The organism is Aeromicrobium sp. SP1 (assembly GCF_055663785.1).
This window is the reverse complement of sequence record NZ_JBQVVK010000001.1, coordinates 3294507-3319302: the sequence shown is the minus strand read 5'-3', so window position 1 is coordinate 3319302 and position 24796 is coordinate 3294507. Positions and strand designations below refer to the sequence as shown.

Sequence of the window (24796 nt, the reverse complement as noted above, 5' to 3'; positions counted from 1 at the left end):
GTAGGTCACCGCCCCGACCACCAGCGGTACGCAAGTCACCGCCCCAACCCGCCAGCGGTACGTAAGTCACCGCCCAGGGCGGCTCAGAGCGAGGCGAGGGCCTCGTTGAAGGTCGCCGAGGGGCGCATGATCTTCTCGGCCTTCGCGGGGTCCGGCTTGTAGTAGCCGCCGAGGTCGACGCTGTTGCCCTGGACCGCGAGCAGCTCGCCCGTGATCGTCTCCTCGTCGGCGGTCAACTTGTCGGCGAGCGGACCGAACGCGGCGGCCAGGTCGGCGTCGTCGGTCTGGTTCGCCAGCTCACGGGCCCAGTAGAGCGCGAGGTAGAAGTGCGATCCGCGGTTGTCGATCGTGCCGAGGCGGCGACCCGGCGAGCGGTTCTCGTCGAGGAACGCGCCGGTCGCGCGGTCGAGCGCGTCGGCCAGCACCTGCGCCTTCGCGTTGCCCGTCGTCGTCGCGTAGTGCTCGAGGCTGGGGACCAGCGCGAAGAACTCGCCGAGGGAGTCCCACCGCAGGTAGTCCTCCTTGACGAGCTGCTGCACGTGCTTGGGCGCCGAGCCGCCGGCGCCGGTCTCGAACAGACCGCCACCGTTGATCAGCGGGACGACCGAGAGCATCTTGGCGCTCGTGCCCAGCTCGAGGATCGGGAACAGGTCGGTCAGGTAGTCGCGCAGCACGTTGCCGGTGACGCTGATCGTGTCCTCGCCCTTGCGGATGCGCTCGAGCGAGTACGCCGTGGCGAGCTCGGGCGACAGGATCTTGATGTCGAGGCCCTCGAGGTCACCGCCGACGACGGCCGGGTCGGGCAGGTAGGCGTTGACCTTCGCGATCAGGTTGGCGTCGTGGGCGCGCGACTCGTCGAGCCAGAAGACGGCCGGCGAGCCGGTGGCGCGGGCGCGCGTGACGGCCAGCTTCACCCAGTCGCGGATCGGCACGTCCTTGGTCTGGCAGGCGCGCCAGATGTCGCCCGCCTCGACGTCGTGCTCGATCAGCACGTCGCCCGCGGCGTTCACGACGCGGACGGTGCCGTCGGCGGGGACCTCGAACGTCTTGTCGTGGCTGCCGTACTCCTCGGCGGCCTGCGCCATGAGGCCCACGTTCGGGACCGAGCCCATCGTCGAGGGATCGAGCGCACCGTTGCGGCGGCAGTCGTCGACGACCGTCTGGTAGACGCCGGCGTACGAGCTGTCGGGCAGCACCGCGAGGGTGTCGGCCTCCTGGCCGTCGGGACCCCACATGTGGCCCGACGTGCGGATCATGGCCGGCATGGAGGCGTCGACGATGACGTCGCTCGGCACGTGCAGGTTGGTGATGCCCTTGTCGGAGTCGACCATCGCGAGCGCGGGTCCGTCCGCGAGCGCCGCGTCGAACGCGGCCTTGATCTCGGCCCCGTTGGGCAGCGCGTCGAGCCCGGCCAGGATGCCGCCGAGCCCGTTGTTGGCCGACAGGCCGGCGGCCCGGAGGTCGTCGCCGTACTGCTCGAAGACGGGCGCGAAGAACGCCTTCACGACGTGGCCGAAGATGATCGGGTCGGAGACCTTCATCATCGTGGCCTTCAGGTGCACGCTGAACAGCACGCCGGAGGCCTTGGCCTCGGCGATGGCGTTGCGCAGGAAGGCCTGCAGGTGCGCGACCTGCAGGACGCTGCCGTCGACGACCTCGCCGGCCAGGACCGGGATCGACTCCTTGAGCACCGTGGTGGCCCCGTCGGTGGCCTCGAAGACGATCTGCAGGGTGTCGTCGGCGTCGAGCACGACGGACTTCTCGTTGCTGCGGAAGTCGTGCGCGCCCATCGTCGCGACCTTGGTCGCCGAGTCGGAGCTCCAGGCGCCCATCGAGTGCGGGTGCTTGCGCGCGTAGCTCTTGACGGACGCGGGCGCCCGGCGGTCGGAGTTGCCCTCGCGCAGGACCGGGTTGACGGCGCTGCCCTTGACCTTGTCGTAGCGGGCCTTGGCGTCGCGCTGCTCGTCGGTCGTGGGCTCGTCCGGGTACTCCGGCAGGGCGTAGCCCTGCGCCTGCAGCTCGGCGATCGCGGCCTTGAGCTGCGGGATCGAGGCCGAGATGTTCGGCAGCTTGATGATGTTGGCCACGGGCGTCTTGGCGAGCGCACCGAGCTCGGCCAGGTCGTCGGCGGCGCGCTGGTCCTCGGGGAGCAGGTCGCTGAACGTGGCGATGATGCGGCCGGAGAGGGAGATGTCCCGGGTCTCGACGTCGACACCGGCTGCGGAGGCGAACGCCTCGATGATCGGCAGCAGCGAGTACGTCGCGAGTGCGGGGGCTTCGTCGGTGTGGGTGTAGATGATCGTCGAGTCCGTCACGGTCTCGAATCTACCTGCCTCGCGTTCCGGCACGATTCGTGGGTTCCGCGGCGTGCGGGGTACGATCGCATCTCATTGTCCAGTTGGCCGGTTCACTATATGAACATGGTGTAGAAGCCCCGCTCCCAGCGCTTACGTTGGCTTCTCCCTCATCCACCCCACGACAAGGAGACGCCGATGACTCGGCTCCGCCGCCCCCGCTTCCTCGCCGCCGCGGGTCTGCTCCTCTCGACCGCCCTGATCGCGAGCTGCGCCCCGTCGGGCGACGCCGACTCCGACTCGACGACGACCCTCAACCTCGTCGGATTCGCCGTGCCGAAGGCCGGCAACAACGCCGCCCAGGCCGCGTTCGCCAAGACCCCCGAGGGCAAGGGAGTCACGTGGAAGGAGTCGTACGGCGCGTCCGGCGACCAGAGCCGCGCCGTCGCCGGCGGACTCGATGCCGACTACGTGCACTTCTCGATCACTCCCGACGTGACCCGCCTCGTCGACGCCAAGCTCGTCGACGAGTCGTGGGACGACGGCGCCAACAAGGGCATCGTGACCGACTCGGTCGTCGTGCTGGTCGTACGCGAGGGCAACCCCAAGAACATCAAGGGCTGGAACGACCTCATCAGGCCCGGCGTCGGCATCGTCACGCCGAACCCCGGTTCGTCCGGCGCCGCCCGCTGGAACATCCTCGCCGCGTGGCAGCACGTCATCGCGGCCGGCGGCAGCAAGGCCGACGCCACGAAGTTCCTCGGGAAGCTGTTCGCCAACGTCGACGCGCTGCCCGGCTCGGGTCGCGACGCCACCACCGCCTTCCAGGGCGGCACGGGCGACGTGCTGATCTCCTACGAGAACGAGGCGATCCTGGCCCGCCAGAACGGTGAGAAGATCGACTACGTGGTGCCCGACGACACGCTCCTGATCGAGAACCCGGCGGCCGTGCTGAAGGACGCCGATCCGAAGGCCCAGGACTTCCTCGACTTCGTGCTGACGCCCGAGGGCCAGCAGGAGTACGTCGCGAAGGGCTTCCGCCCGCTCCGGACGGTCGACGGCGTCGAGGTGGGCGAGGTCGAGGGCGCCAACGACCCGTCCAACCCGTTCCCCGAGCCGGAGAAGCTCTTCACGATCGACGACGACTTCGGTGGCTGGGACTCCATCAACACGACGTTCTTCGACGAGGACAACGGCATCATCACGAAGCTGCTGGCGGCCTCCGGGAAGTCATGACCGCCGATCTGCTCTCCACTCCGGCCGGACCGGCGCGGGGGCGACGGTCCGGCCGGAGCAGCACTCTGACCCGCGCCTCGGGGATCGGACTGGGCCTCGCGATGGTCTGGTTCAGCGTGCTCGTGCTGATCCCGCTGAGCCTCGTCGTCATCACCGCCGCCGAGGGTGGCTGGGAGACCTTCTGGTCCGTCCTGACGAACCCGCAGACGGCCGCGGCGCTGCGGCTCACGGTGCTGGAGTCGCTCGCGGTGACACTCGTCAACATCGTCATGGGCACCCTCATCGCGTGGGTGCTCGTGCGGGACGACTTCTGGGGCAAGCGCGCCCTGGAGGTCATCATCGACATCCCCTTCGCGCTGCCCACGATCGTCGCCGGGCTCGTGCTGCTGAGCCTCTACGGTCCGGCCAGCCCGCTCGGTCTCGACGCGGCGAACACCCGCTGGTCGGTCTTCCTCGCCCTGCTGTTCGTGACGCTGCCGTTCATCGTGCGCACCGTCGAGCCCGTGCTGCTCGAGCTCGATCCCGAGGTCGAGCAGGCCGCCGCCTCGCTCGGCGCGAGCCGCGCCACCACCGTGCGCCGGATCATCCTGCCGGCCCTCGCGCCGGCCATCACCGCGGGCGCGGCGCTGTCGTTCGCGCGCGGCATCAGCGAGTACGGCTCGCTCGTGCTCCTCTCGGGCAACCTGCCCATGAAGACCGAGGTCGCCTCCGTGCGCATCCTGACCTACATCGAGAACGGCAACGAGGCGGCGGCAGCCTCCGTCGCGGTGATCATGCTCGTGGTCGCGCTGGCCGCGATCGTCCTGCTGGAGATCCTGTCCCGGAAGGTCGCGAACCGTGAGTAGGCGCACCCTCGAGCCGCGGACCACCGGCACGTACGTGCGCCGGGCCATCGTGACCGCGTACCTGTTCCTGCTCGTCGTGTGGCCGCTCGCGCTCGTCGTGCGGCACACGTTCGACGGGGGACTCGTCAACCTGCAGGACGCGCTGGCCGACCCCAATGTCGTGTTCGCCCTGCAGATGACGGTCTACGTCGCCGTGTGGGCGGTCGCCATCAACACCGTGTTCGGCGTCGGCATCTCGCTGCTGCTCGTGCGGTACGAGTTCCCCGGACGACGCCTGCTCTCGGCCCTCGTCGACCTGCCGCTGGCGGTCTCCCCCGTCGTCGTCGGCCTCGCCCTGCTGCTCGCGTACGGCGGCACGGAGGGCCTGTTCGGCCCGACCCTGGAGAACGCCGGCCTGCAGATCGCGTTCGCCCCGGCGGGCATGATCCTCGCCACGTCGTTCATCAGCCTGCCGCTCGTCATCCGCGAGGTGGTGCCGGTGCTGCAGGAGATTGGCACCGACCAGGAGGTCGCGGCCCGCAGCCTGGGCGCCGGCGCATGGCAGACCTTCCGGCGCATCACGCTCCCCTCGATCAAGTGGGCACTCGTCTACGGCGTCGTCCTGAGCCTGGCTCGCGCCCTCGGCGAGTTCGGCGCGGTCAAGATCATCTCGGGCAACCTGATCGGCCAGACGCAGACCGCGACCCTCGTCGTCGAGCAGAAGTACCAGGACTTCGAGCAGGGCGCGGCCTACGCCACGAGCTTCCTGCTGGCCCTCATCGCGGTCGCCGCGATCGTCGTGGTGGCCATCCTCCGTCCCTCCCACTCCACCGACCAGGAGTCCTGAGATGAGTATCGAGATCACCGGCGTCACGAAGCGCTTCGGCGACTTCGTCGCCCTGGAGGACATCGACCTCAAGATCCCCACGGGCCAGCTGACCGCGCTGCTCGGTCCCAGCGGCGGCGGCAAGTCGACCCTGCTGCGGATCATCGCCGGCCTCGACACCGCCGACTCCGGCACCGTCGTGATCGAGGGCCGCGACACGACACACATCCCGGCGCAGAAGCGCAACGTGGGCTTCGTGTTCCAGCACTACGCGGCGTTCAAGCACATGACCGTCGCGAAGAACGTCGCGTTCGGGCTCGAGATCCGCAAGCGCCCGAAGGCCGAGATCGCCGCGAAGGTCGACGAGCTGCTCGAGCTCGTGCACCTGTCGCAGTTCCGCGACCGGCTCCCCTCGCAGCTGTCCGGCGGCCAGCGCCAGCGCATGGCCCTCGCCCGCGCCCTCGCGATCGAGCCGAGCGTCCTGCTGCTCGACGAGCCCTTCGGAGCCCTCGACGCGAAGGTCCGCAAGGAGTTGCGCGACTGGCTGCGCCGCCTGCACGACGAGGTCCACGTGACGACGGTGTTCGTGACGCACGACCAGGAGGAGGCGCTCGAGGTCGCCGACTCGATCGTCGTGATCAACGAGGGTCGCATCGAGCAGATCGGCAGCCCCGACGACCTCTACGACACGCCCGCGAACGACTTCGTGCTGAGCTTCCTCGGCCCGGTCACCCAGTTGGCCGGCCGGCAGATCCGGCCGCACGACATCGAGGTCTCGACGGTCGCGGTGCCCTCGGAGGTCGACGGACCGATCACGCGCTGGACGCGCGTGGGCTTCGAGGTGCGGATCGAGGTCACGCCGACCGATCCTCGCTTCCCCCAGCCCGTGCAGGTCTCGCTCACCCGCAGCGAGGCCGCGTCCCTCGGCCTGCGCGAGGGCCTGCACGTCTGGCTCCGCCCGGCTGCCGGCGCCCTCCAAGTGACTCACCAGTAGACCCTCGCGTCACAGGCGTCACACCCTCGCGAAGTAGGCCCGGATTCGGGCGCGGGGAGGCCTCGACGACGGGGTAACTCGTGGTTACTCTGTGACCTACGCCTCACGGGAAGTGAGACGCAGGTCACACAGGAGTCTCCATGCGCCACACCCGCCGGTTGGCCCTCGTCGCCGCCGCCCTCGCCACCGCGACCCTCGTGCTCCAGGCACCCGCCCAGGCCGCCTGGGTCAACCCGATCCCCCACAGCATCAAGTACGGAGCGCTCGGCCAGGACAACTCGTTCCCGGCCGCGCTCGGCACCTCGATCCTCAACGCCGAGAAGAACCCGAGCGGCGCGAACGACTGGTCCTGCAAGCCGAGCCGGAAGCACCCGAACCCGGTCGTGCTCGTCCACGGCACGTGGGAGAACGCGTACGACAACTGGAACGGCCTGTCGCCGATCGTCAAGGACAAGGGCTACTGCGTCTACGCCCTCAACTACGGCAACACCACGGGGCTGCCGTTCCTCAACGGCACGGGCGACATGATCGCGAGCGCGAAGGAGCTCGGTCCGTTCGTCGACAAGGTGCTCGCCAGCTCCGGCGCCACGAAGGTCGACCTGATCGGCCACTCGCAGGGCGGCGCGCTGATCCGCTACTACACGAACCTGCTCGGCGGCGCCCCGAAGGTGAACCAGACGATCGCCCTCGCGCCGTCGAACCACCCGACGACGCTCTCGGGCATCACGGAGTTCGGCAAGACGATCCAGCTCTTCGGGGTGGCGATGGGCCTGCTCGACCTCATCGGGATGCCGGCCGCGGTCCAGCAGGCCGACCAGAGCCCGAATCCGCAGGCGCCGTTCTACCAGAACCTCAACGGCAACGGCGAGACCGTCGCGGGCGAGGTCTACACGACGATCAACACGACGCAGGACGAGGTCGTGACGCCCTACACGCAGGGCGAGATCAAGGCCGGGCCGGGCGCCACCGTCGACAACATCACGATCCAGAAGGTCTGCAGCAACGACAAGTCCGAGCACGTGAGCCTGCCGTACAGCAAGAACGTCGCGCAGATCGTGCTGAACAAGCTCGACCCGAGCGACCAGCGCGCCATCTGGTGCTACGCCCAGACGCCGCTGTTCGGGAACACCCAACTGATCGGCTGATCAGTCCAGTCCCTCGTCGCAGCCCAGCAGCTCGACGAGCATCGACTCCACGGGACGGTGGAGACCGAGGGCGGCCAGGCTCGCGAGCCTGGTCGCCCTCGACTTGTCCGCCGAGACCACGGCCCACGCGGCCGTCTTGTCGGCGAAGGGCAGCTGTGCGCGGTCCAGCAGGTCGAACATCCGGTCTCGCACGTCCGCCGTGGTCGCGGTCGCGCCCGGGCCGATCTCGACCTCGAGGACCTCGTCCACGGGCCCCTCGGTCGCGACGGGCTCGTGACCTGCGGCGGGGAACCTGACGCGCCAACGACGGCGCGCGGGCAGCAGTGCCGTGCCGCCGGTCGCGGGGCCGATCCGCAGCGTCCCGGACGCCTGGTCCCAGCGCAGCGGCGTCGTCGCGACGTGGGAGTCGTCGAGCCCGTCGCCCGTGCCGTCGTCCTCGACGAGGTCGAACGCACCGTCCAAACCGACGACCACGACGAGGTCGAGCTCCTCGGGGGCGGCCGTCTCCGCCCGTTCCCCGTCCAGTGCGAGGGGCACGATCGCCCCCGCCTTCGCCAGGACCGGTATCGAGGCGAGCGGCCGGTGCAGGACGGCCGTGCGATCGCCGTCGTAGACCGCCTCGGTCACCAGGTCGACCCAGCGTCCCGGCGGCAACCAGGCCTCGACCGCCCCAAGGGTCGAGGCGGGGTCGGCCGGGGTGGTGACCGGTGCGACGACGAACTCGGTCCCGAACCAGAACTGGTTCGGGACCGCGTAGGCCTCGTCCGCCTGCGGGTGGGTCCAGTACATCGGCCGGACGAGCGGCTCGCCCACGCGCGCCGACCGATGGTTCATGGCGTGCAGGTACGGCACGAGTCGGTTCCGCCACCGCAGCTGCTCGCCGATCACCGCGCGGACGTCGCCCGGGTAGCGCCACGGCTCCTTGCCCAGGAACGGGTTGTCGCTCGAGTGCAGCCGAAGGATCGGTGAGAACACGCCGAGCTGCACCCACCGGGTCATGAGCTCGTCGTCGCGGTACCCGCGGAAGTGGCCGCCGACGTCGTGGCTCCACCAGCCGTAGCCGATGTTGGACGCCGAGGCCGTGAACTCCGCCTGGAAGTCCAGCGAGGCCCACGACACGACCGAGTCGCCCGAGAAGCCGACGGGATACCGGTGGCTGCCGGGACCCGCGTAGCGCGAGAAGGTCAGCGGTCGGCGTCCGTCGTGCCGGTTGTCCAGGAAGTGCAGGTGGTTCAGCACCCACAGCGGATCGATGCCGGCCAGCCGCGAGTAGGGCCCCTGCTGCCAGTCGAGCCACCAGAAGTCGACGCCGTCGGCCTCGAGTCCACGGTGGAGCACGTCGAAGTAGGCATCCATGAATCGCCGGTCGGTGACGTCGAAGGCGATCGGCTCGCCGGCGGACGGGTCGCGACCGAGCGCCCTGCACATCGCGGGGTACGCGTCCTCGTAGGCGCGCACGCCGTCGGCGGGGTGGACGTTGAGCGTCACGCGCAGCCCGCGCTCGTGCAGCCACGCGAGGAAGGCCGGCGGGTCGGGGAAGAGCTCGCGGTTCCAGCTGTAGCCCGTCCACCCGCTGCCGTACCGGGGGTCGACGTCGGCGACGCGGTGCCAGTCCATGTCGAGGACCGCGACCGAGAACGGCAGGTCCTCGGCCTCGAAGCGCTCCACGAGGTCGCGGTACTCGGTGTCGCTGTACGCGTGGTACCGGCTCCACCAGTTGCCGAGCGCCCACCGCGGCAGCACGGGCTGACGACCGCTGACGGCGTACAGCGCACGCACGGCCTCGGCGTGGTCGAGGCCGTACGCGAAGAGGTAGAGGTCGCTCCGGCCGGACTCGGGCGTCCGTGGTGCGAACCAGTCCCCGTCGAGGACGGGCGAGGTCGAGTCGTCGATCACGGCGAAGCCCTGCCGGGAGACGACACCCGGGTCGAGCGGCAGCGAGCCGTCGACCTCGTCGAGCGTGCGGGCGGTGCCGCCGAGCGTCTCCAGCGCGGCCCCGAACCGCCAGACCGAGTGGTAGGAGCTGACATTGCCCTTGACCTGCGCGGACAGGCCGTTCGCCGTGAACGGACCACGGTCGTACGTCAGCCGGACCCGCGCGGTGTCGAGCACGAGCCAGCCGTCCTCGACGGTCACCGAGAACTCGGGCACGCTGTGCCGGCGGTGGAGGGCGAACGCGCTGGGGCGGTCCTCGAACGTGCCGTCCTCGGCGTACTCCAGCCGCAGCAGCCCCTCGGTCAGGACCGTGATCCGGAACCGATCCCCGATGACGACCGCATCAGGATCGGCGAGGGGCTCGAGGTCGCCGTAAGCGCGCATGTCCCGATCGTGGCACACTCGCCGAGTTTCGCGTTTCGACACGAAAACGGCGCATTTCCATGTCGAGACGTGCCACTCAGCGGGACGGGACGGGCGCGCTCCTGAGGCCGACGAGGAAGATCGTCAGTCCGGCGCCGGCGAGGGCGGCGCCGACGAGGGCAGGGGCGGCGTAGCCGGCGCCGGCCGCGATCACGAGGCCGCCGAGCCAGGCGCCGAGGCCGTTCGCGATGTTGAGGCTCGAGTGGTTGAGCGCGGCGCCGAGCATCTGCGCGTCGCCGGCCGCCGCCATGAGCCGGATCTGCAGGCCGATCGCGACGACGCTGCCGAGCGATCCCACCGCGAAGACGCCCAGCAGGGCCACGGTGGCGTGCTCGGCGAACGCGAAGAACAGCACGAGCACCACGATCGTGGCCGCGAGACCGCCGACCACCTGGCGCACGTTGTCCCAGTCGGCTAGACGGCCGGCCAGCCACGTGCCGAAGACCGACCCCGTCCCGAAGGCGAGCAGGAAGACCGGGATCGCGCCCTCCGGCAGCCCGACGACCTCCGTCACGATCGGCGCGACGTAGCTGTACATCGCGAACAGTCCGCCGAAGCCGACCATCCCGGTCAGGAAGGCGACGATCACGGCCGGCTCGCGCAGCGCCGCGAGCTCGCCGCGCACGCTCGCGCCCGGGTCACCGTCGATCCGGGGCACGAACAGCACGACCATGGCGGCCGCGGCGATCGCGATGAGCACGACCAGGGCGTACGCGGCGCGCCAGGACGACAGCTGGCCCAGCCACGTGCTCACCGGCACCCCCGCGACGGTGGCGGCCGAGAGTCCCATCATGACCATGCTGACGGCGCGGCCCTTCTGCCCGACCGGCACGAGGGAGGCGGCCACGAGGGACGCGACGCCGAAGTAGGCGCCGTGCGGCAGACCCGCGACGAATCGCGACAGCAGCACCGGCAGGTAGCCGCTCGCGAGCGAGGTCAGCGCATTGCCGACGGCGACCGCCGCGAGCAGGCCCAGCAGGAGCCCGCGCTTCGGTAGGCGAGCCCCCAGCGACACGATGAGCGGAGCGCCCACCACGACACCGAACGCGTACGCCGTGATGATGTGGCCGGTCGTCGGGATGTCCTTGCCGATGCTGGCGGCGACGTCGGGCAGCAGGCCCATCGTCACGAACTCCGTCGTGCCGATCGCGAAGCCGCCCAGGCCGAGCGCCAGCAGGGCCAACGTGATGTGGCGGGCGCGGGTCGGGGTCTCGAGTCGGGTCGCGGTCACGACAAGGTGCAAGCCGGCCGGACCACTCGGCATTCCCGGTGCGCAGCGCGATCCCGGTCACCTCCGGGCGGGGGTGACCGATTCCTCGTAGCCTGAGCCCGTGAAGGTCGCGATCGCCGCTCCGAACTCGGCGGCCGCCGATGCCGGTCAGGCCGTCGTCGCCGCCGGCGGCAACGCGATCGACGCCGCGCTGGCGGCCGCGTTCGTGACGATGGTCAACGAGGTCGGCATCGTGTCGCCCAGTGCGGGCGGCTTCCTGACGATCCAGCCGCCCGACGGCAGCGGACCGGTCACGGTCGACGGCTGGATGGACATGCCCGGCCGATCCGGCCGGAACCTCGGCGGGGGCACGTGGGACGTGCACACCTCGTACGGCGGAGGCGTCGACGTGACGATCGGCGCGGGCTCGGTCGCGGTGCACGGGGCGATCGCCGCGTTCGGCGAGGTGCATCGCCGTTGGGGCCGGTTGCCGTGGGCCGAGCTGGTCGCGCCGGCGATCGACGTCGCACGGCGCGGGTTCCGGCTCAGCGCCGCGTCGCGCTTCTACCTCGACTACGTGCACGAGTCGATCTTCGGCTGGGACCCCGCGAGCCGGATCGCGGTGCACGGTCCGGACGGCACGATCGCCGAGCACGACCTCGTCGTCCCCGGACTGGCCGACTCGCTCGGCCGCATCGCCGACCACGGCCCGCAGGAGCTCTACACCGGAGAGCTGGGGCGCGTGATCGCCGCGGACGTGCAGGAGCGCGGCGGCGTCCTCGGGGTCGAGGACCTCGCCGCCTATGCCCCGGTCACCCGGCCGTCGTTGACGGCGCGGATGGGCGACTGGACGCTCGGCACGAATCCTCCGCCCGCCGTCGGCGGGGTGACCGTCGCGGCGATGCTGCGCCTCATGGCGGGCCACGGCCTCGACGACCGCGACCACCTCGTGCGCGTCCAGCGACGCGTCCTGGGCGAACGTCTCCGGGTGTTCGACCACACGGACGACCTCGAGCGCGATGCGGCGGCGTTCCTCGACCTCGTCGACCGCGACGGGCTCGCGCTGCTGGAGTCCGGCTCGACCGCGCACGTGTCGACGACCGATGCCGACGGCACCGCGTGCGCCGTCACGATCTCGTCGGGCTACAGCTCGGGGATGATCGCGAGGGGTACCGGCATCTGGCTCAACAACTGCCTCGGCGAGCAGGAGCTGAACCCCCGCGGTCTGCACGGACTGCCGCCCGGGACGCGGCTGCTGTCGAACATGGCACCGACGGTCGGCCGCCACCGCGACGGCGGCGTGCTCGCGATCGGCTCGCCCGGCGCCGACCGGATCACGACGGCGATCGTGCAGGCGCTGACGGGCCTCGTCGAGGACGGGTTGAGCCTGCAGGAGGCGATCGACCACCCGCGCGTCCACGTGCACCGCGCCGCCACCGCCGACGAGGAGATCAAGGTCGAGGACCCCGACGACCTGACGATGTACTTCGGCGGTGTCGCGGGCGCCATGTGCACCGCCGAACGCGCCCTCGTCGCGGCGGCGGACCCGCGCCGCGACGGTGCCGTGCGGGTGACCGATTCACTACGCTGACGCCGTGACCGCATCGCTCGTGCCCGAGCCCGTCGTCATCGCGCACCGCGGGGTCCCGGGCCATCGGCTGGAGCACACCCGGCCCTCGTACCTGCTGGGCATCGAGCAGGGCGCCGACTACATCGAGCCCGACCTCGTGGCGACGAAGGACGGCGCGCTCGTCGTCCGGCACGAGAACGAGATCGGTGGTACCACCGACGTCGCCGAGCGCCGCGTGTTCGCCGACCGCCGCACGACGAAGTTCGTCGACGGCCTCGCGGTCACGGGCTGGTTCGCCGAGGACTTCACGCTCGACGAGATCAAGACCCTGCGCACGCGCGAGCGGCTGCCCGACCTGAGGCCGCAGAACCTCCCGCTGGCCGGGACCGAGCAGATCCTCACGTTCGACGAGGTACTCGACATCGCCGAGGCCGAGAACCTGCGCCGCGGCCCGGGGGTGGAGCCGATCGGGGTCTACGTCGAGACGAAGCACCCGACGTACTTCCGCGGCATCGGCCTGGACCTCAACGACCTCCTCATCGCGACGCTCGAGCGGCGCGGCCTGAACGAGGCGGGCGCGAAGGTCGTGATCCAGTCGATGGAGACCGCCAACCTGCGCGCCCTGCGCGACCGGACCCCGCTGCCGCTGATCCAGCTCCTGGAGCACCAGGGCGGTCCGTACGACCTCGTCTCGACCTACGACCCGCGCGACTACCGTGCCCTCACGGCCCCCGAGCAGCTCGCGTGGATCGCCGGCTACGCGAACGGGATCGGCCCGCACAAGGGCCTCGTGATCGCCCGCGACGCGGCGGGGGCCCTCGCCGGCGGGACGGGCCTGGTCGAGCACGCCCACGCGGCCGGGCTGCTCGTGCACGTGTGGACGATGCGGGACGAGAACGCCTTCCTGCCCGTCAACCTGCGCAGCGGAGCGGACAAGGCCGACCCCGGCGACGCTCGGGCCGAGTTGCTGGCCTTCTACGCCGCCGGGGTCGACGGGGTCTTCAGCGACTTCACGCAGACGGCGGTGGCGGCGCGGTCGGCCCATCGCTCGGGTACACCGGCGGCGCCGGCGGCACCGTGACGTCCTGGGGCACGATGATCCACGCGACGATGTAGACCACGATCACGAGTCCGAAGCCCAGCACCGCGAGCACGAGTGTCGCGATCCGGATGAGGTTCGCGTCGACGCCGGTGTACGTGGCGAGACCGCCGCACACGCCTCCGAGCCACGAGTCCGTCGTGCTGCGGGTCAGCCGCTTCGGGCCGGGGATCGGGCCGGGGGTCGGGCTGGTCATGAGGACCTCCTGAGGGTGAATGCGATGCCGGCGAGTCCGGCGAGGATGAGGGCGATCGGGCCGGCGACGCGCAGGTCGTCGGCGGTGACGGCGTCGGTGGACAGCAGGGCCCAGCAGGCGACGACGAGGGCGAACAGGACGCCGAAGACGAGGGCGTCCCAGCGCAGCGGATGGGTCTTCACGAGCGCACCACCTGAATCTCGCCCGCCGTTCCGGTGATCAGGATCCGGTAGGCCCCGGGGGCGTCGGGGGCCTTCTGGATCCGCGGCGAGTCGCCGTCGCTGACCTCGCCGAACACGTCGATCCGACCGCCTCCGGAGAGCTGGGCGTCGACCTCGACGTCCATGTCGTCCGGGACGATCACGACGGTCTGGCCGAGGCCGTGCTCGATCTCGAGCGTGCGACCGCCGAGCGTCGAGGGGTCCGAGATCGAGGTCAGGTCGACGTGGATGCGGCCGAAGCCCTGCTCGATGGGTGCGGCGATCTGGGCCGCGGTGGTCGGATGCAGGTCGAGGTTGCCGCCGTCGAGGTTGGGGATGACGCTCGTCACGGCCAGCACCGGCAGGAGCAGCAGGCCGACGGGGATCAGCGCGCCGGGATGACCGACCTTCGTGCCGATCAGCAGGCCGCCGGCGACGATGCCGAGCGAGACGGCGGGATAGAGAGCGAGCGGCACGGGGTCCTGCACGAGCGACCACAGTGCCAGGCCTCCCATCGCCGCGAGGATCGCGGACAGGGTGAGCAGGAGCAGGGCGGGCGACCAGCGCTCGCGCGGTGGACGCGGGGGCACCGGGCCGGGCACGGGCGCGACGGGATCGGCCGGCGGCGGGACGACACCTCCTGCGGTCGGCGCATCGAGGACGACGGTGCCCTCGGTGCTCTCGACGGTGGCGTTCATGGTGGTCTCCTTCGGGTCGTAGGGCGGCGGCGGGGCGTACATCGGTCGGACCGCCTGGGCCTTCTGGCGGGGACGCACGAAGAAGAACCAGTACGGGCCGCCGATCAGCAGGCCGAGCCAGAACAGCGCCCAGACCGGGCCCCAGATCCACGGTCCCGGCCCCCACGCCGAGTCACCGAGGACGGCGGCGAGCGCGAGGGCTGCAGCGACCACGAGGCCGATCGTGCGCAGCTGCGACTCGGACTTGAGGTCGAAGGCGGCACCGAGCGGACTGCGGTCGTCCCCCTCGACCGGCACGAGCAGCCAGAACGCGACGTACAGCAGCGGCCCGGCGAAGCCGACGAAGACGAGCACGACGAACGCGATGCGGACGATGACGGGGTCGATGTTCAGCGCCTTGGCGATGCCGCCCGCGACGCCGCCGACCATCTTCTGGTCGCCGGTCGTGCGCCGCAGGGCATCGAGCCTGGAGCCGGTGTCGGGAGTGCTCATGGCTCCAGCCTGCCCAGCGCGCCGGGAGAAGACCATCGGGATCGACCCTGACTGCACCCCGGTGTCCCTCGGCGAGGGACCGGGGTCGTGCCCCATGGCGTCCACGCGCGCCCGCGTGTGAGGCTTGGGAGCATGACCACCGCTGCCCCCGACGGCTTCCGCCGTGCGTACCGCCCGGTCGGCGGGCGGATCGTCGGCGGGGTCGGCGCCGGACTGGCCGAGCACCTCGGCGTCCCGGTCCTGTGGGTTCGCGTCGGCTTCGTCGTCGCGACGCTGCTGAACGGGATCGGCGTCCTGGCCTATCTGCTGCTGTGGCGGTTCCTGCCGCTGCAGGCCACCGAGGAGTCCCCGGGGCTGCAGTCCGCCGAGCGCCGCGGACTGCGCACGTCGTCGCCGGGGCCCTCCCGCCGCGAGGTCCTGCAGAGCGCGGCGATCGTCGCCGTCGGGCTGGGCGTGCTCGGCCTGCTCGGGCTCACCGGCGGCTGGTTCGAGGGCTGGATGGTGCCGCTGCTGCTGGTCGTGACCGGCATCGCCGTCGTGTGGCGGCTGTTCGACGACGCCGCCTGGAACTCGTGGCTGCGGCAGACCAGCGGGCCGGGCTTCCTGCTGCGACTCGTCGTCGGAGTCGTGCTGATCGGGCTCGGCGTCCTCTACGTGCTCACGGTCAACCGCGGCTGGTCGGCCGCGCTCGACTTCGCCGCCGCGATGGTCATCGCGTTCGTCGGCGTCGGGCTGATCCTCGGCCCGTGGATCGTGCGGCTGTCGTCCGACCTCGGCGCGGAGCGGCGCGAGCGGATCCGGTCGCAGGAGCGCGCCGACGTGGCCGCGCACCTGCACGACTCGGTGCTGCAGACGCTCGCACTCCTGCAGAAGAACGCCAGCGACCCGGCGACCGTCGCGACGCTCGCCCGCCGCCAGGAGCGTGAGCTGCGCGAGTGGCTGTACGGCCGCCAGGACGCGACCGCCACGTTCGCGACGGGCCTGCGCGACGTCGCCACCGACGTCGAGACCGACCACCGGGTCCCGGTCGAGGTGGTGACCGTCGGCGACGCCGCGGTCGACGACGGCGTGCGTGCCCTGCTCGCCGCGACCCGCGAGGCCGTCGTCAACGCCGCGAAGCACTCGGGCGCCTCGCGCGTCGACGTCTACGCGGAGCGGATCGACGACCGGCTCGAGGTCTTCGTGCGCGACCGCGGGGTCGGCTTCGACCTCTCCACGGTCCCCGACGACCGCCTCGGCATCCGCAACTCGATCATCGGCCGCGTGCACCGCCACCGCGGCACGGTCCGGCTGCGCAGCGGAGCCGACGAGGGCACCGAGGTCGCCCTCACGATGCCCGTGGTCGGGACCACCGCGGGACCGAGCATGGACCCGAACCTGGAGCCGAACGCGTGCCCCACCACCGAGAGGGAGACGCCGTCATGACCGTCCTGTCCGTCGTGGTCGTCGACGACCACGCGATGTTCCGCACCGGGGTCCGCGCCGAGCTGGAGCGGCTCGGCAGCGGCCGGGTCGAGGTCGTCGCCGAGGCCGAGGACGTCGACACGGCCGTCGCCGCGATCGCGCAGGCCCGGCCCGACGTCGTCCTGCTCGACGTCCACCTGCCCGGCGGGGGCGGGCCCGAGGTGATCCGCCGCTCCACGGCCGCGGGCACGACGTTCCTGGCCCTCTCCGTCAGCGATGCCGCCGAGGACGTCATCGGCGTGATCCGCGCCGGCGCCCGCGGCTACGTCACGAAGAACATCTCCGCCGAGGAGCTGCTCGACGCGATCGATCGCGTCGCGGCGGGCGACGCGGTGTTCAGCCCTCGGCTGGCCGGGTTCGTGCTGGACGCCTTCGCCGGCACGATCGAGGTCGCGCAGGTCGACGAGGACCTCGACCGGCTGACCGAGCGCGAGCGCGAGGTCATGCGCCTGATCGCCCGCGGCTACGCGTACAAGGAGGTCGCGAAGGAGCTGTTCATCTCCGTCAAGACCGTCGAGACCCATGTCTCGAGCGTCCTGCGCAAGCTGCAGCTGTCGAGCCGCCACGAACTGACCCGCTGGGCCAACGACCGCCGGCTGATCTGACCGCCACCGCCACGCGGCGAGGATCACCCGGCCGCGAGCACCGGATGCGGATACGCCTCGGCACGCTGCTGGAAGGACAGGATCGCGGGGTTCACGACGACGCCGTCGCGGATCTCGATCGCCCGGGAGATGACGGAGGCGCGGTCCCAGCCCGACGGGCCCTCCATGACCATCGCGAGGTGCGGGAGCAGCGCCGAGCTGATCTCCCACGTGGCCGAGTCCCACAGGTAGGAGGGGCTGTGGTCGACGGCGTAGTAGAGCACGTTGTCACCGACGACGAACGACGGATCGGCGAACGTGGTCGGGCGCGCCCAGCTGAAGCCCATGCCCTCGTCGCACGAGACGTCCACGATGATGCTTCCCGGCTCGAAGGCCTTGAGGTCGCCCTCGTCGAGGAACGTCAGCGGCGCGTCGGGGTTCTGCAGGACGCAGTTGACGACGATGTCGGCGGAGGCGAGGAACTCGGCGACCGGCACGAGCCCGTCCGGCGTCTGCGCCCACATGGTGGTCGGATCGTCCGGGCCACGCTCGAGCTGGACGATCTGGGTTCCGTGGATCGGTGAGCCGACCGCGGCGACGTCGCGGTGCGTCAGGACGTGCACCTCGCTCACGCCGTGGGCGTTGAGGGCCGTCACCGCGCCGCGGGCCGTGGCCCCGAACCCGACGACGGTGGCCCTCAGCCGACGGCCGTAGTCGCCGGTCCTGCCCGCGAGCTCGAGGGCGTGCAGCACCGAGCAGTAGCCGGCCAGCTCGTTGTTCTTGTGGAAGACGTGCAGGGCGAAGCGCCCGTCGGCGGTCCAGTGGTTCATCGCCTCGAACGCGATGAGCGTCAGTCGTCGCTGGATGGCGATCTGGGTGAGCGCGGCGTCCTGGACGCAGTGCGGCCAGCCCCACACCGTCTGCCCGACCCGCAGGTCCAGGAGGTCGTCGGCCTGGACCTTGGGAAGCAGGATGACGTCGCAGTCGGCGATCAGCTCGGCCCGTGAGGCGATCCTGCCCACCCACGGGAGCAGCTCCGCGTCGGTGACGCCGAAGCGCTCCCCGTAGCCGTGCTCGAGCTGCAGGAACGGCCGCAGGTGCGGCTCGATGTCCACGAAGTGGCTCGGGTGGATCGGCAGGCGGTGCTCGTTCTCCTTGCCGGAGTGCGCGAGGACCCCGACCGTGAGCGTGGCCACCTCAGCGCTCCACGTCGTGGCGGCGGGACGGACCTGATCGGTCGGGCGCGGTGGACGGAACGGGGTGGCGCGACCTGTCGGTCATGGGTGATCCCTGGGTGGCGGAACCTGAAAGGTGCCGATGTTCCACCGTAGTTCCAGGCCCCAAATCCCGGACCGCCCCGGCGCGTCAGGGCAGGGTCACGCGCAGGAACTCCGGGCGGTACAGGCTCGGGTCGGTCACGATCTCGTCGGCCTTCGTCGTCGTGTTGCGGCTCACCGAGACCACCATCGTGCCGTCCTGCGGCAGCAGGTCGGGGTGGGCCAGCGGGTCGTAGCGCAGGATGTCGTCGGTCGAGGGGATCTCGGCCAGTGGCGGGTTGGCGGTGAACGGTCCCTGCGGCGTCGGCGCCGTCCACGCCACGAGGTGGGTCCCGATGAAGTCGGCCTGCTTGCTGATCGCGTACCACGTGCCGTCCTGCTCGAACACCGAGAGCGTCTGGGACACACCGTCGTCCTCGGGGATCAGCACGGCCGCCCGGTCCGCGTCCCGCTGCCACGTCGAGCCGTCCCAGAATCGCCACTTCCCGGGCGTGCCGATGTCGGCCAGCTCGACCCGTGCCACCGAGAGCGCCCAGCCGAAGCCCTCGTCGGTCGGCCGGCTCGTGCCATAGAGGTAGACCGTCGTGCCGTCGACCGCCGCGGCGGCGCCCCAGGCCGGCCTCGCGGTCGACGGGTCGTCCTCGCCGAGGTCGACCACGCGCTGCAGCACGGGAGGCCGGTCCCGGTCGACCCGGAACACCGCGAGCGACGGTCCGAGGTTCTGGAAGTCGAAGGCGGTGTTGCCCGTGCGCTGGACCCGCTGCGCCATCACGCCGACGAGGTTGTAGCCGTCCAGCTCGACCGACGCGATCGACATCGGCCAGTAGCCGACCCCGTCGGCGCGGTCGGGGATCACGGCGCCCCGGTCGCGTCGCTGCAGGGCGCCCGCGCAGTCGTCGTCGAACACGAGCATCGAGTTGCGTACGAGTTGCAGAGATCCATAGTCGGGCTGGCGGATCGTGTCGCCGAAGACGAACAGCATCCGGCCGTCCGCGACCTTCGTGCTGGCGCCGATGTCGCCGCCGACGAAACCCTCCAGGCCCGGGTTGGTCTCGATCTCCTCGTTGAGCTGGTCGACCGTCGTGGGGCGCGTGTAGGGCTCGCACGCGACCTGCAGCGCCGGGCTCAGGTCGGTGCGGGTGAACGAGGGCGAGGCGGGCAGCGCGACGAGCACGCCGACCATCAGGATGCCGCCGAACGCCGACAGCGCCGGGCTGCGCCGCAACCGCGGGTGGAACCGACGGAGCCGGCGGTCGTCGTCGTGGTCGGTCGCCGCCAGCAGGCACAGCAGGTAGCCCACGATCGTCCAGCCGACCATCATCAGCACGACCCGCAGGACGCCCGCTCCGCCGAAGTACGCCAACCCGCGGATCGCCCACGTGCCCGCACCCGGTGGCAGCCAGGCCAGCATCGTGGGCCACACCTCGTCGAGGCCCGTGAGCGGCCACGCGCCGATCGCACCGGGGAACCCGAGCACGACGATCACGAGCGTGGACACGAGCAGGCCCCACGCGCCGAACCACGAGAGCAGTGCCAACGTCACGGCACCGACTCCCAGCACGAGCAGCGCCCCGAACCCGGCCAGCTCCCAGAACGGCGCGTCGAAGCGGCGCAGCACGAGGTCGTCGAGGACGGCTCCGCCCAGTCCGGCCACCGCGGCTCCCGCGGCCAGCCCGGCGAACCTCAGCGTCACGAGCCGCAGTGCCGTCGAGCGCGCCCCGAACACGAGTCCGAGCAGACCGGCGAAGACGACGCCCAGGACCGACCAGCCGGCGGCGAGCCGGAACGACCCGATGCCGCCCGGGTCGCGCGGGTCGTTGGGCACGACGTCCTCGACGGACGCGGTCTGGTTGCTCACGGCGAGGATCTGCGCGACGACCTTGCCGGCCTGCTCGGCCTCGGCCTCGTTCGCGGCCGACGTCACGCGCAGCTCGTGGCGTCCCTTCGGGCCCATCACGAGGACGGCGCTGACCACCCGCTCGTGCAGCTGGTGGTCCGCCAGCTCCTCGGACGACCGGACGGCGGCGGCCAGCGGATGGTCAGCCGGACCGTTCAGCGCATCGCGCATCGTGGTCGCGTCCGGGTTCGCGCCCACGACCGCGACGGGGATCTCGCGCGGCGGCTCCCGATCCAACCCCGGCACGTCCGGGTCGATCTGGATCAACAGCGTGACCGCGAGCATCGCGAGGACGAAACCGAGCACGGTCCGCCACACCCCACGCACGTCACGCATGGGCTTCACCGTAGCGAGGCGCTCCTGCCCTGCCGCGTCCGCTCGCGTTCATGCGTTCGCAACGGACTCGGCCTACGCTGCCCTTGTCGAAGGAGTCGACATGAGTGAGCGCCAGCGAGCGAACAACGGCACCCGAATGCCGGTCCGCCATCGTCGTTGCCCTTCCCGGCGGTGCCGGCATGAGTGAGCCTCATCTGATCGTGCTGTTCGGCGCCACGGGAGACCTGGCCCGGCGCAAGTTGCTGCCCGGGATGCTCCACCTGCTGCAGACCGGACTGGCCGGCGAGTCACGCATCATCGGCGTGTCGATGGACGACTTCGACGACGACGGGTTCCGCCGGTTCGCCGCGGACTCCGTCCGCGAGTTCGGCTCGAGGACCTTCGACGAGGACCAGTGGGACGCGTTCGCGCCGAAGCTGCACTACGTCAACGTCGCGGACGGGCCCGAGGCGCTCGCCGCGCTGGCCGGACGACTGGAGGACGAGCTCGGCGGACCGGGCCGCCGCCTGCACTATCTGAGCGTGCCGCCGAAGTCGGCCCTCGACGTCGTGCACACCCTCGACGCGGCCCGCCTCGTCGACCGGTCGCGCATCATCATGGAGAAGCCGTTCGGCACCGACCTGGTCTCGGCGCGATCACTCAACGCCGCGCTGCACGAGGTGTTCGACGAGGACCAGATCTTCCGCATCGACCACTTCCTGGGCAAGGAGGCGGCGCTCAACATCCTCGCGTTCCGCTTCGCGAACGGCCTGTTCGAGCCGATCTGGAACCGCAACTTCATCGACCACGTGCAGATCGACGTGCCGGAGGTGCTGTCGCTCGAGGGTCGCAGCGGCTTCTACGAGGGCACGGGCGCCTACAAGGACATGGTCGTCACGCACCTGTTCCAGGTGCTGGCGTTCATGGCGATGGAGCCGCCGACGACCCTCGACGGCTCCTCCATCAGCGAGGAGAAGAACAAGGTCTTCCGCTCCATGCGGATGGTCGAGCCGCACCACGTCGTGCGCGGGCAGTACCAGGGCTACCGGCTGGAGAAGGGCGTCGCGCCCGACTCGGAGACCGAGACCTTCGTGGCGCTGCGCGCCGAGATCGACAACTGGCGCTGGGCGGGCGTGCCGTTCTACCTGCGCACCGGCAAGAAGATGGCCGAGGGCGCGCGGATCATCTCGATCGCGTTCCGTGAGCCACCCCAGAGCATGTTCCCGCACGGATCGGGGGTCGGCCTCGCCGGTCCCGACCACCTCACGTTCGACCTCGCGGACTCGTCGCGCATGTCGCTGTCGTTCTACGGCAAGCGCCCGGGACCGGGCATGCGCCTGGACAAGCTCTCGATGCAGTTCGCGATGCGCGAGAGCGAGCACACGGGTGCCGTGCTGGAGGCCTACGAGCGCCTCATCTACGACGCGATGCGCGGCGAGCGCACGCTGTTCACGACGGCCGAGGGCATCGAGCGGTTGTGGGAGCTCAGCCAGCCGCTGCTGGACGATCCGCCGCCGGTCCGCCCGTACGACCCGGGCACGTACGGACCGAACAGCGTCCACCAGCTGATCGCCCCCAGCAGCTGGCGACTGCCGTTCGAGCGCAAGTGGCGGGCCCCGAACCCCAACGCCGAGTAGCCGCGGGCTGGCCCGCACGAGGTCCTGCGCGACCGAAGGCGACCGTCGACCCGGCGCGGTCTGCGCGAGGGGTGTCGGACGCCACGACTAGGCTGGTGCGTGCGATGACCCTGCCATTTCCCGTGCCCTCCGCCCGCCCCGCGAAGCCCTCCGCGGCCACGCCCGAGAAGCCGTCCGCCGAGCAGCGCAAGGCCAGGTCCGACGCGTTGCTCGACGGCCTCAACGACGCCCAGCGCACGGCCGTCTCGCACTGGGGCGGCCCGCTGCTCGTCGTGGCCGGCGCCGGCTCGGGCAAGACCCGCGTCCTGACCCGGCGCATCGCGTGGCTCATCGCGGCCCGCGGAGCGCACCCCGGCTCGATCCTGGCGATCACGTTCACGAACAAGGCCGCCGCCGAGATGCGCGAGCGCGTCGCCGAGCTCGTCGGTGGGCGGGCCCGGATGATGTGGGTCTCCACGTTCCACTCCGCGTGCGTGCGGATCCTGCGACGCGAGGCGGACGCCTTCGGGTACACCTCGTCGTTCTCGATCTACGACGCCGCCGACTCGCGCCGGCTCATGACGCTGGTCTGCCGCGACCTCGACCTCGATCCCAAGAAGGTCAACCCGCGCGCCGTCCTGCACTGGGTCTCGAACCACAAGAACGAGCTGGTCGACCACGAGGAGGCCGCGCGCAAGGCGGCCAATCCGACCGAGGAGACCTACGCGACCTGCTACGCGGAGTACCAGCGCCGCCTCCGGGCCGCGAACGCGATGGACTTCGACGACCTCATCATGACCACGGTCCACCTGTTCCAGGCGTTTCCCGAGGTCCGCGAGACGTACCGTCGGCGGTTCCGTCACGTGCTGGTCGACGAGTACCAGGACACGAACCACGCCCAGTACACGCTCGTGAAGGAGCTGTGCGACCCCGAGTCCGACCTCATGGTCGTGGGTGACTCCGACCAGTCGATCTACGCGTTCCGCGGCGCCAGCATCCGCAACATCCTGGAGTTCGAGTCCGACTTCCCCAACGCGACCACCGTCCTGCTCGAGCAGAACTACCGCTCGACGCAGAACATCCTCGCGGCCGCCAACGGCGTGATCAGCCGCAACCCCGGCCGCCAGGAGAAGAAGCTGTGGTCGGCCGAGGGCGACGGTGAGCAGCTCGTCGGCTACGTCGGTGATGACGAACGCGACGAGGCCCAGTACATCGCCGACGAGATCGACCGGCTCTCCGACGAGGGCGTGGCCGCACCACGCGACGTGGCCGTCTTCTACCGCACCAACGCGCAGTCCCGTGTGTTCGAGGAGGTGTTCATCCGCGTCGGCCTGCCCTACCGCGTCGTCGGCGGCGTGCGCTTCTACGAGCGCAAGGAGGTCAAGGACGCGCTCGCGTACGTGCGGTCGTTGGTCAATCCCCGCGACACGGTGTCGCTGCGACGGATCCTCAACGAGCCCAAGCGCGGCATCGGGGCCCGCGCCGAGAGTGCCCTCGAGCGATTCGCCGCCCGGCACGACATCGGCTTCTGGGACGCGATGACCCGCGTCGACGAGATCGACGAGCTGGCCACCCGGTCACGCACGGCCGTCGCCGCGTTCGCCGAGATGATGGGGACACTCAGGGACCTGGCCGCGTCCGGGGCACCGGCCGACGCCGTCCTCGAGGCGGCCCTCACGCGGTCGGGCTACCTCACCACACTCGAACAGAGCAACGACCCGCAGGACGAGACCCGGGTCGAGAACCTCGCCGAGCTCGTCGCCGTCGCCCGCGAGTTCGTCGCCGGCGCCTCCGACGTCACCGCGGAGGACAGCCCCGTCGACGAGGCGGACGCGGCCGTCGACCTCACCCCCGGCTCCCTCGACGCCTTCCTCGAGCAGGTCGCGCTCGTCGCCGACGCCGACGCGATCCCTGACTTCGACGACGGCGTCGTCACCCTGATGACCCTGCACACGGCGAAGGGACTGGAGTTCCCGGTCGTGTTCCTGACGGGGCTGGAGGACGGCGTCTTCCCGCACCTGCGGTCGATCGGTGACCCGAAGGAGCTCGAGGAGGAGCGGCGGCTCGCGTACGTGGGCATCACGCGAGCGCGGCAGCGGCTGTACCTGACCCGGGCCAGTGTCCGCTCGGCGTGGGGCGCCCCGGCGTACAACCCGCCGTCGCGGTTCCTCGACGAGATCCCGCCCACGCTCGTGGACTGGAAGCGTCAGGCATCCGCCCCGACGCAGTGGGCTCCGCGCACCCCGTCGGCGACCTTCCGCTCGTCGACCGTCGCCGCCCGCGCGACGAAGCGCACGACGCAGGACGTCGTCTCGCTCGCCGCGGGCGACCGGGTCACCCACGACAGCTTCGGACTGGGCACGGTCGTCGCGGTCGAGGGTTCGGGCCAGAAGTCGGTCGCCAGCGTCGACTTCGGCTCGGCGGGCGTCAAGCGCCTGCTGCTGCGCTACGCGCCGCTCGAAAAGCTGTGACCGACGCGCTCGCTCCGCTCACCGCGACTA

General features: G+C 71.0%; 19 protein-coding genes. 11 read left to right on the top strand and 8 right to left on the bottom strand.

Going from position 1 to position 24796, the window contains the following annotated elements; all coding sequences use genetic code 11:
• Positions 1–83: 83 nt before the first annotated feature.
• Positions 84–2315: an NADP-dependent isocitrate dehydrogenase gene (locus ACT26F_RS16170; RefSeq protein WP_471671576.1), complete on the bottom strand. Its 2232-nt coding sequence runs from the start codon at positions 2313–2315 to the stop codon at positions 84–86.
• Positions 2316–2492: 177 nt separating this feature from the next.
• Here ACT26F_RS16170 and ACT26F_RS16165 point away from each other — a divergent pair, with 177 nt between their 5' ends.
• The 5 genes from ACT26F_RS16165 (at position 2493) to ACT26F_RS16145 (ending at position 7319) form a co-directional block, all read left to right on the top strand.
• The gene (locus tag ACT26F_RS16165) at positions 2493–3530 is read left to right on the top strand and encodes a sulfate ABC transporter substrate-binding protein (protein ID WP_471671575.1); all 1038 of its coding nucleotides are present in this window, start codon (positions 2493–2495) and stop codon (positions 3528–3530) included.
• Positions 3527–4375, top strand: coding sequence for a sulfate ABC transporter permease subunit CysT (gene cysT / locus ACT26F_RS16160; protein ID WP_471671574.1), 849 nt, complete (start codon positions 3527–3529; stop codon positions 4373–4375). Before ACT26F_RS16165 ends, cysT begins: the two co-directional genes overlap by 4 nt.
• A complete protein-coding gene (locus tag ACT26F_RS16155; protein ID WP_471671573.1) occupies positions 4368–5201 on the top strand; it encodes a sulfate ABC transporter permease in 834 nt (277 codons plus the stop codon). The genes cysT and ACT26F_RS16155 overlap by 8 nt, the downstream gene beginning before the upstream one ends.
• A 1-nt stretch (position 5202) precedes the next feature.
• Positions 5203–6174 carry a sulfate/molybdate ABC transporter ATP-binding protein gene (locus ACT26F_RS16150; RefSeq protein WP_471671572.1) on the top strand — a complete coding sequence of 324 codons (972 nt, stop codon included), beginning with the start codon at positions 5203–5205 and terminating at the stop codon, positions 6172–6174.
• A 140-nt stretch (positions 6175–6314) separates the two neighbouring features.
• Positions 6315–7319, top strand: a complete 1005-nt coding sequence (locus ACT26F_RS16145; RefSeq protein ID WP_471671571.1) for an esterase/lipase family protein — start codon at positions 6315–6317, stop codon at positions 7317–7319.
• Here the strand turns inward: ACT26F_RS16145 and ACT26F_RS16140 are convergent, their stop codons facing one another.
• Together ACT26F_RS16140 and ACT26F_RS16135 are read right to left on the bottom strand one after the other, a co-directional pair.
• A complete protein-coding gene (locus ACT26F_RS16140) occupies positions 7320–9638 on the bottom strand; it encodes a glycoside hydrolase family 31 protein (protein ID WP_471671570.1) in 2319 nt (772 codons plus the stop codon).
• Between the two features lie 76 nt (positions 9639–9714).
• A complete protein-coding gene (locus ACT26F_RS16135) occupies positions 9715–10908 on the bottom strand; it encodes an MFS transporter (RefSeq protein ID WP_471671569.1) in 1194 nt (397 codons plus the stop codon).
• Positions 10909–11008: 100 nt separating this feature from the next.
• On the opposite strand from ACT26F_RS16135, the gene ACT26F_RS16130 reads away from it, so the two are divergent.
• Together ACT26F_RS16130 and ACT26F_RS16125 are read left to right on the top strand one after the other, a co-directional pair.
• The gene (locus ACT26F_RS16130; RefSeq protein WP_471671568.1) at positions 11009–12478 is read left to right on the top strand and encodes a gamma-glutamyltransferase; all 1470 of its coding nucleotides are present in this window, start codon (positions 11009–11011) and stop codon (positions 12476–12478) included.
• 4 nt (positions 12479–12482) lie between these two features.
• The gene (locus ACT26F_RS16125; RefSeq protein ID WP_471671567.1) at positions 12483–13538 is read left to right on the top strand and encodes a glycerophosphodiester phosphodiesterase family protein; all 1056 of its coding nucleotides are present in this window, start codon (positions 12483–12485) and stop codon (positions 13536–13538) included.
• Here the strand turns inward: ACT26F_RS16125 and ACT26F_RS16120 are convergent.
• The 3 genes from ACT26F_RS16120 to ACT26F_RS16110 are packed head-to-tail and all read right to left on the bottom strand — an operon-like array spanning position 13468 to position 15142.
• On the bottom strand, positions 13468–13752 hold the full coding sequence (locus ACT26F_RS16120) for a PspC domain-containing protein (protein ID WP_471671566.1): 285 nt from the start codon (positions 13750–13752) through the stop codon (positions 13468–13470). The two genes, ACT26F_RS16125 and ACT26F_RS16120, sit on opposite strands and share 71 nt — an antisense overlap.
• Entirely contained in the window at positions 13749–13934 is a 186-nt protein-coding gene (locus tag ACT26F_RS16115; protein WP_471671565.1) for a hypothetical protein, read from the bottom strand. The genes ACT26F_RS16120 and ACT26F_RS16115 overlap by 4 nt, the downstream gene beginning before the upstream one ends.
• Complete coding sequence (locus ACT26F_RS16110) at positions 13931–15142, bottom strand: PspC domain-containing protein (protein ID WP_471671564.1); 1212 nt, start codon at positions 15140–15142, stop codon at positions 13931–13933. The genes ACT26F_RS16115 and ACT26F_RS16110 overlap by 4 nt, the downstream gene beginning before the upstream one ends.
• 132 nt (positions 15143–15274) lie before the next feature.
• Here ACT26F_RS16110 and ACT26F_RS16105 point away from each other — a divergent pair, with 132 nt between their 5' ends.
• Entirely contained in the window at positions 15275–16567 is a 1293-nt protein-coding gene (locus ACT26F_RS16105) for an ATP-binding protein (RefSeq protein WP_471671563.1), read from the top strand.
• Entirely contained in the window at positions 16564–17211 is a 648-nt protein-coding gene (locus tag ACT26F_RS16100; RefSeq protein ID WP_471671562.1) for a LuxR C-terminal-related transcriptional regulator, read from the top strand. Before ACT26F_RS16105 ends, ACT26F_RS16100 begins: the two co-directional genes overlap by 4 nt.
• Positions 17212–17234: 23 nt before the next feature.
• Here ACT26F_RS16100 and ACT26F_RS16095 read toward each other — a convergent pair whose 3' ends face one another.
• Together ACT26F_RS16095 and ACT26F_RS16090 are read right to left on the bottom strand one after the other, a co-directional pair.
• The gene (locus tag ACT26F_RS16095; protein WP_471671561.1) at positions 17235–18386 is read right to left on the bottom strand and encodes a N(5)-(carboxyethyl)ornithine synthase; all 1152 of its coding nucleotides are present in this window, start codon (positions 18384–18386) and stop codon (positions 17235–17237) included.
• Between the two features lie 169 nt (positions 18387–18555).
• Positions 18556–20700 (bottom strand): hypothetical protein, encoded by a 2145-nt coding sequence (locus tag ACT26F_RS16090; protein ID WP_471671560.1) that lies wholly within the window; start codon positions 20698–20700, stop codon positions 18556–18558.
• A gap of 179 nt (positions 20701–20879) precedes the next feature.
• Between ACT26F_RS16090 and zwf the strand changes: the two genes are divergently transcribed.
• Together zwf and pcrA are read left to right on the top strand one after the other, a co-directional pair.
• Positions 20880–22316 carry a glucose-6-phosphate dehydrogenase gene (zwf, locus tag ACT26F_RS16085; protein ID WP_471671559.1) on the top strand — a complete coding sequence of 479 codons (1437 nt, stop codon included), beginning with the start codon at positions 20880–20882 and terminating at the stop codon, positions 22314–22316.
• 104 nt (positions 22317–22420) lie between these two features.
• Positions 22421–24766 carry a DNA helicase PcrA gene (pcrA, locus tag ACT26F_RS16080; RefSeq protein ID WP_471671558.1) on the top strand — a complete coding sequence of 782 codons (2346 nt, stop codon included), beginning with the start codon at positions 22421–22423 and terminating at the stop codon, positions 24764–24766.
• Positions 24767–24796: the final 30 nt, after the last annotated feature.

Coding starts and splice junctions, on each gene's coding strand:
- ACT26F_RS16165 (WP_471671575.1), top strand. CDS start 2,493: ATGACTCGGCTCCGCCGCCCCCGCTTCCTCGCCGCCGCGGGTCTGCTC.
- cysT (WP_471671574.1), top strand. CDS start 3,527: ATGACCGCCGATCTGCTCTCCACTCCGGCCGGACCGGCGCGGGGGCGA.
- ACT26F_RS16150 (WP_471671572.1), top strand. CDS start 5,203: ATGAGTATCGAGATCACCGGCGTCACGAAGCGCTTCGGCGACTTCGTC.
- ACT26F_RS16145 (WP_471671571.1), top strand. CDS start 6,315: ATGCGCCACACCCGCCGGTTGGCCCTCGTCGCCGCCGCCCTCGCCACC.
- ACT26F_RS16140 (WP_471671570.1), bottom strand. CDS start 9,638: ATGCGCGCTTACGGCGACCTCGAGCCCCTCGCCGATCCTGATGCGGTC.
- ACT26F_RS16120 (WP_471671566.1), bottom strand. CDS start 13,752: ATGACCAGCCCGACCCCCGGCCCGATCCCCGGCCCGAAGCGGCTGACC.
- ACT26F_RS16110 (WP_471671564.1), bottom strand. CDS start 15,142: ATGAGCACTCCCGACACCGGCTCCAGGCTCGATGCCCTGCGGCGCACG.
- ACT26F_RS16105 (WP_471671563.1), top strand. CDS start 15,275: ATGACCACCGCTGCCCCCGACGGCTTCCGCCGTGCGTACCGCCCGGTC.
- ACT26F_RS16100 (WP_471671562.1), top strand. CDS start 16,564: ATGACCGTCCTGTCCGTCGTGGTCGTCGACGACCACGCGATGTTCCGC.
- ACT26F_RS16090 (WP_471671560.1), bottom strand. CDS start 20,700: ATGCGTGACGTGCGTGGGGTGTGGCGGACCGTGCTCGGTTTCGTCCTC.
- zwf (WP_471671559.1), top strand. CDS start 20,880: ATGAGTGAGCCTCATCTGATCGTGCTGTTCGGCGCCACGGGAGACCTG.
- pcrA (WP_471671558.1), top strand. CDS start 22,421: ATGACCCTGCCATTTCCCGTGCCCTCCGCCCGCCCCGCGAAGCCCTCC.